1 protein-coding gene is annotated in these 206 nt (G+C 68.4%); it reads left to right on the plus strand.

Annotation, left to right across the window (positions count from 1 at the left end; translation table 11 throughout):
- Positions 1 to 206: Ig-like domain-containing protein (locus Q664_RS45415; RefSeq protein ID WP_043411768.1), on the plus strand; the 206-nt coding region annotated here is incomplete at both ends.

Consider the following 206-nt stretch of genomic DNA (forward strand, 5'->3'; position numbering starts at 1 on the left):
CACCCCGGCGGCCAACTTCAACGGCACGACGAGCTTCACGTACACGGTGTCGGACGGCAACGGTGGCACGGCCACGGGCACCGTCACGGTGACGGTGACGGCGGTGAACGACCCGCCCACCGTGGTCAACGACAGCCTGACGGTGGCGGAGGACTGCGCGGCCACGGTGGTCAACGTGCTGGACAACGACTCGGATACCCCGGACA

This window comes from Archangium violaceum Cb vi76 (assembly GCF_000733295.1).
Classification (GTDB): domain Bacteria; phylum Myxococcota; class Myxococcia; order Myxococcales; family Myxococcaceae; genus Archangium; species Archangium violaceum.